The organism is Pararhizobium sp. P1_E7, from assembly GCF_056405855.1.
Genome location: NZ_JBFUBH010000014.1, coordinates 75,967 through 91,063, shown reverse-complemented (window position 1 = coordinate 91,063; position 15,097 = coordinate 75,967). Strand labels below are relative to the sequence as shown.

16 protein-coding genes and 3 tRNA genes are annotated in these 15,097 nt (G+C 59.4%); 7 read left to right on the top strand and 12 right to left on the bottom strand.

Going from position 1 to position 15,097, the window contains the following annotated elements:
• The 3 genes from AC1D17_RS15840 to AC1D17_RS15830 form a co-directional block, all read right to left on the bottom strand.
• Positions 1 to 198, bottom strand: a 198-nt coding sequence (locus tag AC1D17_RS15840) for a GTP-binding protein (RefSeq protein WP_477566328.1), incomplete at its 3' end; no start/stop codon positions are given.
• Positions 199 to 464: 266 nt separating this feature from the next.
• Positions 465 to 538: transfer RNA gene (locus tag AC1D17_RS15835), tRNA-Gly, on the bottom strand.
• Positions 539 to 561: 23 nt separating this feature from the next.
• Positions 562 to 646, bottom strand: a tRNA-Tyr gene (locus tag AC1D17_RS15830).
• A 218-nt stretch (positions 647 to 864) separates the two neighbouring features.
• Here AC1D17_RS15830 and AC1D17_RS15825 point away from each other — a divergent pair.
• On the top strand, positions 865 to 1,746 hold the full coding sequence (locus tag AC1D17_RS15825; protein ID WP_477566327.1) for a TrmH family RNA methyltransferase: 882 nt from the start codon (positions 865 to 867) through the stop codon (positions 1,744 to 1,746).
• Between the two features lie 7 nt (positions 1,747 to 1,753).
• On the opposite strand, the gene AC1D17_RS15820 is transcribed toward AC1D17_RS15825, so the two are convergent.
• The 3 genes from AC1D17_RS15820 to AC1D17_RS15810 form a co-directional block, all read right to left on the bottom strand.
• Positions 1,754 to 1,960, bottom strand: a complete 207-nt coding sequence (locus AC1D17_RS15820) for a hypothetical protein (protein WP_477566326.1) — start codon at positions 1,958 to 1,960, stop codon at positions 1,754 to 1,756.
• A gap of 219 nt (positions 1,961 to 2,179) precedes the next feature.
• On the bottom strand, positions 2,180 to 2,395 hold the full coding sequence (locus AC1D17_RS15815) for an alkylphosphonate utilization protein (RefSeq protein WP_264219072.1): 216 nt from the start codon (positions 2,393 to 2,395) through the stop codon (positions 2,180 to 2,182).
• A 205-nt stretch (positions 2,396 to 2,600) separates the two neighbouring features.
• Complete coding sequence (locus AC1D17_RS15810) at positions 2,601 to 3,227, bottom strand: FMN-dependent NADH-azoreductase (protein ID WP_477566325.1); 627 nt, start codon at positions 3,225 to 3,227, stop codon at positions 2,601 to 2,603.
• A gap of 145 nt (positions 3,228 to 3,372) precedes the next feature.
• On the opposite strand from AC1D17_RS15810, the gene AC1D17_RS15805 reads away from it, so the two are divergent.
• The 3 genes from AC1D17_RS15805 (at position 3,373) to AC1D17_RS15795 (ending at position 5,344) form a co-directional block, all read left to right on the top strand.
• Positions 3,373 to 4,317, top strand: coding sequence for a LysR family transcriptional regulator (locus AC1D17_RS15805; RefSeq protein ID WP_477566324.1), 945 nt, complete (start codon positions 3,373 to 3,375; stop codon positions 4,315 to 4,317).
• A gap of 93 nt (positions 4,318 to 4,410) precedes the next feature.
• Entirely contained in the window at positions 4,411 to 5,142 is a 732-nt protein-coding gene (locus AC1D17_RS15800) for a YoaK family protein (RefSeq protein ID WP_477566323.1), read from the top strand.
• 126 nt (positions 5,143 to 5,268) lie between these two features.
• Positions 5,269 to 5,344 (top strand) — tRNA-Thr (locus AC1D17_RS15795).
• Between the two features lie 48 nt (positions 5,345 to 5,392).
• Here the strand turns inward: AC1D17_RS15795 and AC1D17_RS15790 are convergent.
• Positions 5,393 to 5,584 carry a hypothetical protein gene (locus AC1D17_RS15790; RefSeq protein WP_477566322.1) on the bottom strand — a complete coding sequence of 64 codons (192 nt, stop codon included), beginning with the start codon at positions 5,582 to 5,584 and terminating at the stop codon, positions 5,393 to 5,395.
• Positions 5,585 to 5,620: 36 nt separating this feature from the next.
• A complete protein-coding gene (locus AC1D17_RS15785) occupies positions 5,621 to 5,794 on the bottom strand; it encodes a hypothetical protein (RefSeq protein ID WP_477566321.1) in 174 nt (57 codons plus the stop codon).
• A gap of 487 nt (positions 5,795 to 6,281) precedes the next feature.
• On the opposite strand from AC1D17_RS15785, the gene AC1D17_RS15780 reads away from it, so the two are divergent.
• From AC1D17_RS15780 to AC1D17_RS15770, 3 genes are all read left to right on the top strand, one after another.
• Positions 6,282 to 7,127 (top strand): glycosyl transferase, encoded by an 846-nt coding sequence (locus AC1D17_RS15780; protein ID WP_477566320.1) that lies wholly within the window; start codon positions 6,282 to 6,284, stop codon positions 7,125 to 7,127.
• A 149-nt stretch (positions 7,128 to 7,276) separates the two neighbouring features.
• Positions 7,277 to 8,050 (top strand): NAD kinase, encoded by a 774-nt coding sequence (locus AC1D17_RS15775; protein ID WP_477566319.1) that lies wholly within the window; start codon positions 7,277 to 7,279, stop codon positions 8,048 to 8,050.
• Positions 8,051 to 8,492: 442 nt separating this feature from the next.
• Complete coding sequence (locus AC1D17_RS15770; RefSeq protein WP_477566334.1) at positions 8,493 to 8,927, top strand: hypothetical protein; 435 nt, start codon at positions 8,493 to 8,495, stop codon at positions 8,925 to 8,927.
• Positions 8,928 to 9,025: 98 nt separating this feature from the next.
• Here AC1D17_RS15770 and prfB read toward each other — a convergent pair.
• The 4 genes from prfB to AC1D17_RS15750 form a co-directional block, all read right to left on the bottom strand.
• A protein-coding gene (gene prfB / locus AC1D17_RS15765; protein WP_477566318.1) for a peptide chain release factor 2 occupies positions 9,026 to 10,157 on the bottom strand; the annotation gives its coding sequence in 2 pieces (ribosomal slippage) (positions 9,026 to 10,087 and positions 10,089 to 10,157; 1,131 coding nt in all).
• A gap of 100 nt (positions 10,158 to 10,257) precedes the next feature.
• Positions 10,258 to 12,711 (bottom strand): penicillin-binding protein 1A, encoded by a 2,454-nt coding sequence (locus AC1D17_RS15760; RefSeq protein ID WP_477566317.1) that lies wholly within the window; start codon positions 12,709 to 12,711, stop codon positions 10,258 to 10,260.
• A gap of 374 nt (positions 12,712 to 13,085) precedes the next feature.
• Positions 13,086 to 14,270: an N-acetylmuramoyl-L-alanine amidase gene (locus AC1D17_RS15755; protein WP_477566333.1), complete on the bottom strand. Its 1,185-nt coding sequence runs from the start codon at positions 14,268 to 14,270 to the stop codon at positions 13,086 to 13,088.
• Between the two features lie 285 nt (positions 14,271 to 14,555).
• The gene (locus AC1D17_RS15750) at positions 14,556 to 14,855 is read right to left on the bottom strand and encodes a hypothetical protein (protein WP_477566316.1); all 300 of its coding nucleotides are present in this window, start codon (positions 14,853 to 14,855) and stop codon (positions 14,556 to 14,558) included.
• Positions 14,856 to 15,097 lie beyond the last annotated feature (242 nt).

Below are 15,097 nucleotides of genomic sequence, written 5' to 3'. Positions count from 1 at the left end.
CTCATACTCGACGTGCGCCGTCGAGATGGTGATGCCGCGGGCCTTTTCTTCCGGCGCTGCGTCGATCTGGTCATACGCCTTGAACTCGCCGAAATACTTCGTGATCGCGGCCGTCAGCGACGTCTTGCCATGGTCGACGTGGCCGATCGTGCCAATGTTAACGTGCGGCTTATTGCGCTCAAATTTGCTCTTTGCCATGGGGTCAAGTTTCCTGTGATCAATGAGAATGCACCATACCGGCGGCGCCGGTTTGGGGAGGCGTTTAAGGGTTTCGGGCGGAATGCGCAAGACTTAATTATTTTGCGCGCCGCAACGCCCTCAAGGCCTGATTGATGCCTATGTAGGGATGGTCACGCACAATTCCAATGCCGGTCACGCCAAACGTGGAAACGGGATCAAATCAACAATTTGCGAAGATGTCTTAAAGCGGCACAAAAGAAATGGGGAGGCTCGAAGGTTTTAGCTGGAGCGGGTAGCGGGAATCGAACCCGCGTATTCAGCTTGGAAGGCTGCTGCTCTACCATTGAGCTATACCCGCGGGTCAAGATCCGTCTGACAGAATGGTGGAGGGAGTTGGATTTGAACCAACGTAGGCTGAGCCAACGGATTTACAGTCCGTCCCCTTTAACCACTCGGGCATCCCTCCATTATTCTGTCGGGATCAAGCGACCAAGCTTTGCAGATCAAAGTGTTGTTTGCCGGGGCAAGTCAGCCCTTCAATCTGCGCCGGGTATATGACGGTCCCGTTTCATCCTGTCAACACGGCGCCTCAGAAAAAGTTGGGAAAATTGCGATAAAGATTGCAAGCCGCCAATTTCGCGAAAAACGGTTCCACGCGAACCGCATCGTCAGTATAAGACAGGCATGAGCAAAGATAATCCGGGCGACAAGAACGCCAAAGACACCCATTACGCCACTCTTCGCCGCGCCCATCGCGACGCCAAGCGCGAACGCGGCGAAATTCCGACACCCGTGCAGGACAAGCGCAAGCGAAGTGCCGCGCCAGACTGGAAGGCACCGCAATTGGCGCCGGACCAGGTGCTGCTCTACGGCATCCATACCGTGCGCGCAGCCCTCGACAACCCCGAGCGAAAGATCACCAAGCTCTCGGTAACGCAGAACGCACTGGTGCGCCTGGAAACAGGCCCGGTCGAGAACCTCGGATTTCCGGTGGAAATCGTCACGCCGCAGGACCTCGACAAGGTCCTCGGGCCTGACGCCATCCATCAGGGTGCGATGCTGGAAACGGCTCCCCTGCCCGTGCGCCGTCTTTCGGCGCTCAATGACAGCCCGTTGATTCTTGTCCTCGACCAGGTGACCGATCCGCACAATGTCGGCGCCATCATGCGCTCCGCCGTCGCCTTCAACGCCGGCGCGCTGATCACGACGCAACGCCACAGCCCGACCGAATCGGGCGTCATGGCCAAATCGGCGTCCGGCGCGCTGGAAATGATCCCCTATATCCAGATCACCAATCTCGCCGACGCACTGGAAGAACTGCACAAGCTCGGCTTCGTCTCGATCGGTCTTGATTCGGAAGGTCCCGCACCACTTGAACAGACGCTGTCCGGCACAAAGATCGCGCTTGTTCTCGGCGCCGAGGGCAAAGGGTTGCGGCAGAAGACACGCCAGACCGTCAACGCACTTGCCCGCCTCGATATGCCCGGCGCCATCAAGTCGCTGAATGTGTCCAATGCAGCCGCGATCGCGATGTATGCCGCACGCGGCCATCTGGCCAAAGCCTGACCGGCGGTTACTGGGTCAACGGCAGCACGGCAACCGACAATCGCGCTTCGGGGCATTCGTCCCGGAGCTTGCGCCACGTCATCACGTTGAGCTCTTTTTCGCAGCGCGCCAGGTAGGCGACGTCGCCCACCCGGATACACGCCGTCTGGCCGAGTTCGAGCCTCGAACCATCCTTGTTTCTGCAGGTGCAAATCGCATCGGCTGCAAGGGACATGCCGGGAGAGGTTCCGGCAAAGGCCGAAACAAGCGCGACCACCAAGAGTGCCGGAACGCTTTTCATAAGCACAGTGTAATACAAAAATGTCAGGCGTCCAGTCGTCCTGGCCGGCGCCCGATCCGCCGATACTGGATTTTCGCCACTGCAACTTTAAAATGCGACTGCGGCCTTTGCGCGCCATGGATGAAACGCGGCGCTGGAGGCCGAATCCTGAACTCAGGCCTTCTTCAGGAATTCCGTGCGCAACACCAGGCCCTTGATCTTGGCATGACGGCATTCGACCTCGTCCGGGTCGCCGGTCAGGTGAATGCCCTTGATCATCGTGCCGCGCTTCAAGGTCTCGGACGTGCCCTTGACCTTGAGATCCTTGATCAGGGTGACATTGTCTCCCTCGGCGAGGATCGTGCCGTTGCTGTCTCTGACATCCGTCATTGCCGTTCCAATCGATAGTGCTGCGGCCAAAGGCCCATGACCCGGCCTTAGCGCCTGGCGGCAAGGCTGTCCAGCCTTCCACACGATGAGGCAAGCGACGAAAGGCTGCGGGCGACTTTCAGAATGGACGTCGGCTCCAGACCACACGCGCGAAAAAGCCGGGCACAAGTGCCCGGCCTCCTCAATGCTGTTTATGCCGATGAAATCAGGCAGCGATATCGAAATGGCCGCGGCCGGCGATGGCTTTTTCAGCTTCGGCTATGGCGGCATCCTTCGAGTCCGGGCTGATGGCCAGGCCTTCGGCGCGGACGAATTCGACATCGGTAATACCGATGAAACCGAACACGGTGCTGAGATAGGTTTCCTGGTGATCCATGGCGCTGACCGGGGACGCACCGGAATAGTGACCGCCGCGGGTCGAGGCGATGATCACCTTCTTGCCCTTGGCCAGGCCCTCGACGCCCGCCTCGGTGTAGCGGAAGGTGGTGCCGGCCACGAGAATGCGGTCGATCCAGGTCTTCAGCTGGCTCGGAATGGCGAAATTATACATCGGTGCGCCGATGACGATGACATCGGCGGCAAGGAATTCGCTCAGCGAGGCCCGGCCGGCATCAAGCTCGGACACCAGTGTTGCATCCAACCCCTCCGGATTGGCGGAAGCAGCCATCAGATGGGAACCATTGAGATGGGCAAGCGGTGCTGCGGCAAGATCGCGGTAGGTGACGGTATCACCAGGGCGTTCAGCCTTGATACGCGCGACGATCGATGCCGTCAGGCGGCGGGAAACGGAATGATCTCCGAGAATACCGGAGTCGATATGAAGAATGTTCATGGTGGCACCTTTGTGAACTTGTGTAACGTTTGGGTGCAACACATATGAATTTAAAACAATCGACCGATAAGACAGTCCTTTTTCCACAGGCCGTTTCCTGATAGAAACAATAATGATCGATCATCGATGGATATGAAGGTGTGACATGCAGGACCTGAACGATCTCGCGCTCTTTGCCGCCGTGGTGAAACACAAGGGTTTTTCCGCAGCCGCCCGCGTTCTCAACATTCCGAAATCCAAGCTCAGCAAGCACGTCGCCCGGCTGGAGCAGCAGCTTGATGTTCGCCTTCTCGAACGCTCGACCCGCAAGCTGCGTGTGACGGAAATCGGCCAAGCTTTCTATGAGCGCTGCGAGATGATCCTGTCCGGCGTCGAGGCCGCCGAAGCGGTGGTGGCGGCGGCGAAAAGCGAACCGGCCGGCGTCGTTCGCCTCGCCTGCCCGCTCGGGTTCACGCCCATGGTCGCCGCTATCCTGCCCGCCTTCCACCACCGTTATCCGGGTGTGCGCCTGCTGATCACCACAACCAACCGCCGGATCGATCTGGTCGAGGAACGCATCGACATCGCGCTTCGCGCCCGCGCTCAACTGGACACCGACCACAACCTGATCATTCGCAAGCTGGGCGAAGCCAGTCAGTTTCTGGTGGCAAGTCCAGCGCTGATGGCCCGGATCGGCAATGTGACGATCGATACGCTGGGCAGCATGCCGACGCTGTCGATGAACGAGCAGCATCTTTCCGATACATGGCATTTGAACCATACCGACGGCACGAAACGCGACATTACCCATCACCCCGTCATCGGCTGCGGCGATTTCGGCGTTCTTGAACGGGCGGCCATCGAGGGGGTCGGTATTGCGCTTCTGCCGGATCATATCTGTGGCCGGGGATTTCGTACCGGCGTGCTGGTGCCGGTGCTGCCGGACTGGTGCTCCGACGCAACCATTGCCCATCTGGCCTTCACGTCGCGCCATGGCATGCTGCCCTCGGTCCGCGCGCTGATCGACTTCCTTGCCGACAATCTGCCGGGCGCGATGTCGCGTTGCACGGAAGTCGACCCGAAGCCGGCAATGCTTGACGCTGCGGAATAATATGACGGCGGTCCGGCCGCCCCTGTTCGAACGGTTCTGGAACGAGCAATCTGACGCTATCAGCGAATCGACGGCGCCAGGGAGCAGCGAATCATGACAATGGAACGGCGCCGCCGCATCATCCGAACGCGCAGAACCGCTATCGGCACCGTTCTTGTTGCGGCAATCTCGTTTCTCGCCGGAATGACGGACGCCGCGGGACTTCTCATTGCCGGCAACTTCGTTTCCTTCATGAGCGGCAACACGACCCGCGCAGCCGTCGCGCTCGCAGATGGGCAAGTGAAATATGCCGTCATCCTGCTGGGCGCTCTCCTGACGTTCGTGGTGGGCAACGCGCTTGGCATCATCATTGCCCACAACGCCGACCGGCGCACCTTCCGCGTCCTTTCCGCAGTGACCCTCATTCTCGCCGCTGCAGCCGCAAGCACCGGCCAGAATTTCGCAACGGTTCAATTCTACGGGATCGTGCTTGCCATGGGAATGATCAACGCCGCTGTCGAGCACATTGAGGGGTTGCCAATCGGACTGACCTATGTGACCGGCGGTCTTTCCCGCTTCGGCAGGGGCATAGGCGGCTGGATCGTTGGCACGCCTCGGCCCGATTGGGCCATGCAGATCGTTCCCTGGCTCGGAATGGCGGCCGGCGGCATATGCGGCGCTTTTCTCGCAAGGGCGCTTGGGGGCGGTGCGCTTTGGCTCGCCTGCACCTTGTCTGCGACGATTGCAATCATCGTATTTTTCATTCCGCCACGGCTGCAGAAACGCCACGCCCATCGCCCGCCATCGCATGCATCAAGACTTCGATCAACAAGACCCGTCCTATAGCCGCGCGTGCACTCCCCCAGCGGCTTGCCGCCGCCGCCAACGGCTCAAGTGTTGGAAAAGCCGCCACTCCATCGCATTTTCGCTTTACACACGATCAGAATATGCTAACTCCCTGCCGCAAGTGCTGCCCTTATAGCTCAGTTGGTAGAGCACCTGATTTGTAATCAGGGGGTCCCGGGTTCGAGTCCTGGTGGGGGCACCATTCTTTTCACGAGAATCAAGCCATTATCGGCAATTATCCCGATCAAGATCAGTTTCCGCGATTTTTTGCGACTTCGTGCGACATGCCGAAAAAGCCGCACGCTTCCATGCCGGCAAGATATTGAGCCTTGGTGTCTTGGGTCAGCGAATAACGGCAGCGGAAGCGCAGCAGTTCATGGAACGCCAAGATCTGAGCATCCGATGCAACGATATAAAGCTCACGGTAGTCCGTCGCCTTCACTGGTGGCGGGAATCCTTTCGCGGCGGAGTCCAGCGGCTAGTAGCCGGAACCGCCACCGCCGTGGTTGCCGCTGCCATAGTTGTTACCGCTGCCATAGTTGTTGCCGCCGTAAGCGGGACGACTGTCGTAGCCTGGTCCGCTCTGGCACCCTGAAATCGTCAAAATCGAGAGCGCTATTGCGATCGCTGCCACTAGATATCTAAGCTTCATGGTTTTCTCCATTGATGGAGGGCATGGCCAATCCTGTGTGGCCATTCAAAGATTGTCTTCCTCCAGTCAACCAAAGGCAAGCAGCGATGGCGCCAGGAAGCAAATCGACCCTGCCCGGCCGTAGGGCCCGGTTCTCCCCTCAATATTCAATCGGGCCAGAAAAGGAGCTGATCGCTCCAACTGCGCAAAGCTGATCTCCGTCCAAACAACGAAATGAAGCGCGTTTCGATTCCAGTTGATTTTTAACAGCGGTCGTTGCGGTTGCTCGCTCGTCATTCTTTCTCAAGCATTAGAGAGGCGGGGTTATTCATCGGTGCAAGGTGACTTATCGGTGATTTTTTCCGTAAGGTGACGCAGCGACTTGATTTGGACCCATCCCACCTAGAATCGCCTCATAAGTCTATATGCTGTCGATATGTCGTTGGAACGGGCTTGAACGCCGGTACGATAAGTCCTTTATATCGGCGCGAAACGGGGAATGACGAGCATGACGGCGGACGTTCTGGCTGCAAGCGGCGGCGTGAAGCAGATAATTTGCATCAACTGGGGCACGAAGTACGGCCCGCCGTTCATCAATCGGCTCTACGCGATGGTCGCGCGCAATATCACCCCGCCCTTCACCTTCACCTGCTTCACCGATAATCGCGATGGGTTGCGTCCCGAAATTCACCTGGAGGACCTGCCGCCGCTGGACATCGAAAAAATGCCGGTCAACACCAAGGGCATCTGGCCCAAGGCGCGCCTGTGGGGCCCCAAACTGGGCAGCCTGCGCGGTCCGGTCCTGTTCCTCGATCTCGATCTCGTCATCGTCGGCTCCCTGGATGCTTTCTTCGAGGCAGGCGGACCGGACGATGTGATGATCGCCCAGAACCAGACCACGCCGTTCGAGCGGCTCGGCCAGACTTCGTTGTTCCGGTTTCCGGTCGGCAAGCTGGTTCCCCTGCTGGAGAAGTTCCGCGCCGACCCGCAAGGCGTCGCTGACCAATATGAATTTGAGCAACGGTATGTCACGCGCAATGCTCCGGGCGGCGTCAAATTTTTCCCACGCCGCTGGGTCCTGCATTTCAAGCAGGATTGCCGCTGGCCGATCCCGCTGAATTATTTCCTGACACCGCGCCTTCCCTCCGATGCCAGGGTCATCCTGTTCCCGCGCAACTTTTTCCCACAACACGCCATTGACGGACAATTCGGTCAGAAGGGACGAGCGACGACGCCTCTGGACCACATTTTCGGCGTGTTTGACCCCGGTCGGCGAAAGGGAAAGGCGCCCTTCAAGTACCTGCGCCAATATATCCTTCCGACGCCGTGGGTTGCCGACCATTGGCGGGAGTGACGCTCAATCTTTCCTTCCCCGCGATGTTCTTTTGTGCATGATAATCTCTGTATTCTCTCAAGCGGCGCCTTCTGTCGGTTTCCCAGATGGACCATGTTCCGGGCTTTTCCACATCGGAAGGCCCATTTCGTAAAACAGACAGGCATTTCATGGCTCGCACGTTCAAAACCATCGCCTTTGCCGCTTCCGCCACCGACGAAGCCCAGGCGGCGGCGAAAGAGCTGATTGCTCTCTACGGCCAGGAAGATCCGGCCGAGGCGGACGTGATCGTGGCGCTCGGCGGCGATGGGTTCATGCTGCAGACGCTGCACAAGACGATGAATTCCGGCAAGCTGATCTACGGTATGAACCGCGGGTCGATCGGCTTCCTGATGAACCGCTACAGCACCGAAAACCTGCCCGAGCGCCTGGCTGAGGCCGTCGAGAACACCTTCCGGCCGCTTGAAATGCAGACCGTCGATGCGGATGGAAACCGTTTTAAGGCACTGGCCATCAACGAAGTCTATCTTTTCAGGCAGTCCTATCAGGCGGCAAAGCTGCGGGTCGTCGTCGATGACCGGGTGCGCCTCGAAGAGTTGATCTGCGATGGCGTCCTGCTGTCCACGCCCGCCGGCTCGACGGCCTACAATCTCTCCGCCCATGGCCCCATCCTGCCGCTTGAGGCCCCGCTTCTGGCGCTGACACCGGTCAGTCCTTTCCGGCCAAGGCGCTGGCGCGGCGCACTGCTGCCCAACAAGGTCACCGTCGACATCGATATTCTCGAACCCGACAAACGTCCGGTCAACGCGGTCGCCGATCATGTCGAGGTCAAATCGGTGGTGAAGGTGCGGATCGCCGAATCGGAGAACAAGACGGCGCACATCCTTTCCGATCCCGACTATTCCTGGTCGGACCGCATTCTCGCCGAGCAGTTCTCGAATTGAGACGAACCTTCAGCCGAGCGCTTTCCGCTAAAGTCTTCAACGGGAATCGATTTCGGCTGAAACTTGTGCCAGAATTCGGTGTGCCGCGGTGCCCGCAAGGGATGCGGGCACCAGAGCATCCGGCTTTTCCGTTACGGCGCCGCGCGTCATTCATGACGCGCCAAGGTCGCTGTAGCACTTTAAATTTGCTGCATAATTTTCCTTAAATCGATTCCGGTTTAAGGAATTTGCAGGAAGCGTACCCAGGGCGAAAACGATGCTCCAGATAAGATATGACAGCGCAACCGGTGCGCGCTTGCCGGCACATGGACATGCCGCGCGAACAAGGGTCTGTCGCGACCGGAAGCGGACAACCTTCCTTTTCGCCCGTCGTCTGGCCGTTTTCTGCCTGGCCTTGACGTTTGCAGCCGGCTCTCCGGTGTATGCCGATGACACTGTGCTGATGCCCGCCAACATCATTTTCGTCACAAGTACCGGATATTGGGAAGAAAGCGGCGATCCGCTGGGCGTGCTTGATCCAAACGGCGCAAAGACGGCCGAAAACAAACCGGCCGCGCAGTCACCGGCGCCTGCCCAGCGCGGATATTACAAGCTTGTGGCGGTGCGCCAGCCCGAGGGCAATGCTCACATTTTCCTACAGCAGGTCGCGCTGGATGCCTCCGGTCCCAAAGTTGTTTCATCGGCGGAACTCGAGGAGTTTTCCGCGATGAAGGCCTATGTGACCGATATCAGGCCGGAAACATCCGACGGTGTGGCAAGCCAGCCCGGTTTGTTCGCGACCGTTTATCTGAAGACCGATCCGGCGGGTGAGCCGGAAACCTGGACGGTGCTGATCGACGATATCGGCGACATCAAGGTCGAGCGCGAAACCAACTGAGCGCTGCCAGCCACGTGCCAAAAGAGCGGCCAAGTGCCAAAAGAAAAGCCGGGCGATCGGCACGCCCGGCTTTGGTTGTCTGATGATGTCCGATCGGCCTATGCCAGATCGTCGACCACGGCATCGGCGCCGCCGTTGACGCGGTGGGCGAGTGCGGCTTCCATGAACTCGTTCAGGTCGCCATCGAGCACGTCGTCGGGCGCGGTGCTGGCGACACCGGTGCGCAGGTCCTTGACCAGCTGGTAGGGCTGCAGCACGTAGGAACGGATCTGGTGTCCCCAGCCGATATCGCTCTTCGACGCCGCTTCGGCGTTGGCCGCGTCTTCGCGCTTCTTCAGTTCCGCTTCGTAGAGACGGGCGCGCAGCATGTCCCAGGCCTTGGCCTTGTTCTTATGCTGCGAACGTTCCTGCTGGCACTGCACGACGATACCGGACGGCATATGCGTGATGCGCACCGCCGAGTCGGTCGTGTTGACGTGCTGGCCGCCGGCGCCGGAAGAGCGGTAGGTGTCGATGCGGCAATCGCTCTCGTTGATGTCGATCTGGATCGAATCGTCGATGACCGGATAGACCCAGATGGACGAGAACGAGGTATGACGGCGGGCATTGCTGTCGAACGGCGAAATTCGCACCAGGCGATGAACGCCCGATTCCGTCTTCAGCCAGCCATAGGCATTGTGTCCCTTGACGAGCAGCGTTGCCGACTTGATGCCGGCTTCTTCGCCGTCATGCACTTCCATCAGCTCGACCTTGTAGCCCTGGCGTTCGGCCCAGCGGGTATACATGCGCAGGAGAATGTTGGCCCAGTCCTGGCTCTCGGTGCCGCCGGCGCCGGAATGGACTTCCAGATAGGTGTCGTTGCCGTCGGCTTCGCCGGACAGCATGGCTTCGACCTGGCGGCGCGCCGCTTCGGTCCTCAGCCCACGCAACGCATCTTCGGCGTCCTTGACGATGTCTGCGTCGCCCTCTTCCTCACCCAGTTCGATGAGATCGATGGCATCCTGCATCTGCCGCTCGAAAGCCCTGACGCCATTGATGCCGTCGTCAAGCTGCTGGCGCTCGCGCATCAGCTTCTGTGCTTCGGCGGCGTCGTTCCAGAGGTTCGGATCCTCCGCCTTGTTGTTCAACCAGTCCAGTCGTCTTACCGCCTGATCCCAGTCAAAGATGCCTCCTCAGCAGGCTTATGGCCTGCTTGATTTCGTCGACGATATTCTCGATTTCAGTCCGCATGGTCCCGCTTCTTGCGCTCTTTATGGAATGTGCGCCGTGAATAACGACGCCTGCCGCTTATGTAAAGACCGGCAGGCGTCTGGAAAGGTGGTGAGTTCAGTTAAAACAGGCCGCTGGATCCGCGATTGATCGCGTCGTTTGCCTGTGGTGAAGCCTTCAGGATTTCCTCAGGCGGAATATACTGGTCGGCTCCACCGATCACCGAGAAGGTTTCTGCCGGACCGGTGCCGGGCTTGAACGCCTCGATGATGGTGTCCGGGTCGCCTTCGGCCGCAGCCATGCCGGTCTTGCGGTTGACGGGGATGAGGCTCATGCCTTCCGGCACGACGAACTTGCTCGGGCGCGTGCCCTGCGTCGCGGCCTGCATGAAATCGTTGAACACGGGAGCGGCAAGACCGCCACCCGTTGCACCGCGGCCAAGCGGCGCCGGGCTGTCGAAGCCGAGATAAAGGCCCGCCACCAGGTCCGGCGTATAGCCGACGAACCAGGCGTCCTTCTCGTCATTGGTCGTTCCGGTCTTGCCGGCAACCGGGCGATCCAGCTTGATCTTGCCGGCTGCTGTGCCCCGGGAGATCACGCCTTCCATCATCGACGTGATCTGATAGGCCGTCATCGGGTCAAGGACCTGTTCGCGGTTGTCGGTGAGGACCGGCTCTTCCTGATCTTCCCAATCCGCCGCATTGCAATTGTCGCAGGTGCGCTCCTCATGGCGGAAAATCGTCTTGCCGTAGCGGTCCTGGATCCGGTCAATCATCGATGGCTTGATCTGCTTGCCGCCATTGGCAAGCACGGCATAGGCCGAAACCATACGCAGAACCGTCGTTTCGCCCGATCCGAGCGACATGGCGAGCACCGGCAGCATCTTGTCATAGATGCCAAAGCGTTCGGCATATTCGGCAACCAGGTTCATGCCCATGTCGTTGGCAAGCCGCACCGTCATCAGGTTACGCGACTTTTCGATGCCGAGGCGCAGTGTCGAGGGGCCGGCCGAACCGCCGCCATAGTTTTCCGGACGCCAGACCTGGCCGCCGGTCACGAGTTCGAACGGCGCGTCGAGAATGACGGACGCCGGCGTATAGCCATTATCCAGCGCTGCCGCGTAGACGAACGGCTTGAAGGACGATCCCGGCTGACGCATGGCCTGCGTTGCGCGGTTGAATTCGGACTGGCCGTAGGAAAAGCCGCCTGCCATGGCAAGGACACGGCCCGTATGCGGATCCATGGCAACAAGCCCGCCCTGCACTTTCGGCGGCTGGCGCAGGCGAAACTCGCCCGCTTCCGTGGTCGCCTCGACATAGACGACATCGCCGGGACCGACGACGCCCTCGGGAGACTTCGCGGACTTGCGATCACCGGTCGACGAGCGGTAGGCCCATTGCATGTTCTTTGCGGTGATATGCCCGGTTTCGCGGTCGGCGCCGACTTTGCCGCCTCCGTCTTTCGCCGGCTGGATGCCGATATCGGCACCGTTGCCGTCAACGGACAGAACGACCGCGAGCTTCCATTCGGGCACGTCGGAAAGCGCCTCGAGTTTGCCGAGCGGCTCGCCCCAGTCTCCACCGATCTCGATCGTCTTCAGCGCGCCATGGAACCCGCGGCGCTCATCATAGGAGACCAGTGCATTCTGCAGCACCTTGCGAGCTTCCACCTGCAGCTGCGGGTCGAGCGAGGTCCGAACGGACAGACCACCCTCATAAAGGGCATTGTCGCCGTAACGCTGGATGATCTGGCGGCGAACTTCCTCGGCGAAATAGTCGGATGCGAACAGATGCGAGCCGCCGCGCCGGACGGTGACGCCGAGCGGCTGTTTCTTTGCGTCCTCACCGTCACTCTTGGTGACGTAACCGTTCTCGACCATGCGGTCGATGACCCAATTGCGGCGTTCCAGGGCCGCCTTTTCGCGGCGAAACGGATGGTAGTTCGAAGGCCCTTTCGGCAACGCGGCCAGGTAGGCCGTCTCGGCAATGGTCAGTTCCGTCACCGACTTGTCGAAATAGGTGAGCGCTGCACCGGCGATGCCGTAGGAATTCAAGCCGAAGAAAATCTCGTTGAGATAAAGCTCGAGAATGCGGTCCTTGCTATAGGCCTGCTCGATGCGGAAGGACAGGATGGCTTCCTTGACCTTGCGGTCGATCGTCTGGTCGGCGGAGAGAAGGAAGTTCTTGGCGACCTGCTGGGTAATCGTCGAGGCGCCGACCGGACGGCGGCCGGAACCGAAATTCTGCAGGTTGACGAAGATGGCGCGGCCAAGGCCGGTGATGTCAACGCCGGGATGCTGATAGAAATTCTTGTCTTCGGCTGAAATGAAAGCCGCCTTGACGCGATCGGGAATAGCCTGGATCGGCAGATAGAGGCGGCGCTCGCGGGCATATTCGGCCATCAGCGCGCCATTGCCGGCGTGGACGCGTGTCGTTACCGGTGGCGCGTAGCTGTTGAGAACCTCATAATCTGGCAGGTCCTTGGTCACATGCCCAAGATAGATGGCGGCAGCCGCGGCTACGCCGAGCACCAGAAATGCGCCAATGCCGAAGAAATATCCAATCAGTCTGATCATCAGCCAGGTACCGGTATCCTGTTGTCGTTTATCTATGCGGAGCACACGTTGCCGGAGGGCCTAACCCGCACCTTGCCCGAATGCAATCACACTGACGAATTTAACTGCGAACGAATGCCGCCGCCAAAGGGGCAGCAGAAGCTCTTCCGCGTTGCACGTTTACGACCAGCGATCCTGTTCCAGATCACCAACCGCGCGATTGAGGCTTCCGGATAGCGACCGGATTGTGAGCAAAATAGGGCTTTCGATGCAATAAACGCCGGCCATCCCCTTGAAAAGGATATCGCTGTTACCGCAGCGACACAAATCACAACAGACTTTATCGCGCCGCAAACCCACGCGGCAACAACAAGCAATGCCTTCGACAGCGGGGATCAACCGCCGTTCGCCACCGCTCCGCCGCGATAGCCGCGAACGGCAACGGCCAAAAGATCGGCAACCTTGCCGCGCCAGACCGGATCGACGAGCAGCTTTTCATCCTGCTTGTTGGACAAAAAGCCCAGTTCCAGCAGGATCGACGGTACATCTGGCGCCTGCAGGACACGGAATCCGGCATGGCGATGCGGATTGTTGATCAGGTTGATCTGCCCTTCGAAGGACGAGACGACGGAACGCGCCAGATTGACGGAGAACGCCTGCGTTTCACGGCGCGTCAGATCGATGAGTATGTCCGCGACTTCAGCCGGTTCGCTCTTGAAGGCGACGCCAGCGAATTCATCGGACAGATTTTCGCGCTCGGCAAGGTTTGCGGCGAGATGGTCGGATGCTTTGTCCGAGATGGTGTAGACGGTGGCGCCGCGAATATCGCGCTGTTTCAGCGTGTCGGCGTGAAGGGAGATGAACAGGTTGGCGCCATGCTGGCGGGCGATCTGCACCCGCTCGGGCAAGGACAGGAACTCGTCCTTGTCGCGTGTGAGAAAAGCCTTGACGCCGCTCTCCTTGTTGAGGGTTGCTGCCAGTTCCTCCGCAAAGGCGAGCGTCACGCTCTTCTCCTCCATCTTGGTCTCGCTGCCGATCGCGCCCGTATCGATCCCGCCATGCCCGGCATCCACTGCGACGACGAACGATCCGGATGCCGGCGGCTCTACTACCCGTGCGGTTTTCGTCGATGTGACGCTCCCGGTCCACTGCTGCTCCTTGAGAAGAACAGCAAAACGATCCTCCGTGACCCGTTCCGCATCGAGCACCAGCCTGAACCCCTTGCCCTCTTCGTCGGGTTTCACGTCAGCGACGGTGATGGCCACCGGCTTTTTCGCGGTCAGGACCACCCGCGAACTGCCGGCACCCATGGCGCCGTAGCGGATTTCGGTGAACACGCCCCTCGCCTTGAGGTCTTCCGGTTTCAGTCCAAACGACGTTTCGGGAAGATCGACGATGACGCGGGCAGGATTGGCGACATAGTGGACGAAGAATACGGGCTTGCGATCGAAGTCGATCACCACCCTGGTGCGGGCGTCATCGCCGGCGATCCGGGCGCCATAGGCAAGCAGCGGCGCATCCCCGGCCTGCGCAACCGGTGCGCCGCATAGAAGAAAGAGGCCAAGCAGCCATCGCCGCATCGTCGCAGACAGGATCAAATCCGCTATTCCTTGTCGCCGGCGTTTCATCGGAAGCCCGAACAACGCATCATTGATAGTCCGAATGCGCGGTGCCGTTTTACGGCGCCATGCGCACATATGACAGGTGACCGCCCTGGATCATCCATGCCCCCATATGGTTAACCGAACCTTGCCGGCAGCGCTGAAGCCCGTCTGCAACCGTCTTTCAGCACACCAAACAAGGTCAAAGGCAGCCAGAAACCGGCACTTCGCCAGTGCATACCCCGACAAGCGAATCAATCAATATTATGGCGAATCCGGCTTTTCCCTTGCCATTGTGACATAGAAAACATAAAAGCGTCGCAGGGAGAAAGTGTTGACGGGATAGAATCGACGACCGGCAGCCAAAGGGTCTTCAAAGCCTTGGCGCCAGAGCGTGATCGGGACGGGTAAAACCGCTTCAACGCAGATCACGTCTCGGACAAGCAGTCGCGCTTCATCCGCCGTCGCTCCACTTTTTCCTCGCATGCTGAATCGTGAAATTCCGGCGGTGGCCGGAGCGTTTATGGTGACGATCACCGAAGGCCCGTGAACGGGCACATTCATCGGGCCTTCAGGGCCTAATACATTGGCATTCTTGTTTGGTCATTGACGTTGTCCCAGCAGTATCGGTCAGAAGTAAACAGGCCCCGGAACAGACTGGTTCCGGCTGCCGTCTGGCTGTTGGACGATCTCCCCAACCATGCAGGAACATTCACATCCGGCGAAAAACCTGAACTGTATGGAAAGTCTCCTCCGGGACGCTATTTTCCTGCCGTTTCCAGGGTGCGCCGAGGAGCACCACTTAC